Raw genomic sequence first — 254 nt, 5'->3', positions numbered from 1 at the left:
CCCCACTTCGCACCCGAGCGGCTTACACAGCGCCTGGATGGTTTCCGGTCCGCGCGAATTGCTCAACATGACCTGATAACCGGCACGGGTGGCCAACCACGCGACCGACTGCGCCATACGGCCTGCGCCAATGATTCCGATCTTCACACTCTCTCCTTTTTGGAATTTTCATCCGTCCGCGACGCGACAGTAATGAACGGCGGGACGAACGACAACTCGCCGACCAAACCAACCATGTTGGCGGTCGAGTTGTC

1 protein-coding gene is annotated in these 254 nt (G+C 59.1%); it reads right to left on the bottom strand.

The genetic code is table 11. From position 1 onward, the window contains the following. On the bottom strand, positions 1 to 147 hold a 147-nt coding region (locus tag R0J88_RS21800), incomplete at its 3' end, for an NAD(P)-binding domain-containing protein (protein WP_410901145.1). Between the last annotated feature and the right edge of the window lie 107 nt (positions 148 to 254).

The sequence above is a fragment of the Pseudoalteromonas sp. SIMBA_162 genome (genome assembly GCF_046535955.1).
GTDB lineage: Bacteria > Pseudomonadota > Gammaproteobacteria > Enterobacterales > Alteromonadaceae > Pseudoalteromonas > Pseudoalteromonas marina.
This window is presented reverse-complemented; position numbering and strand designations above follow the sequence as displayed.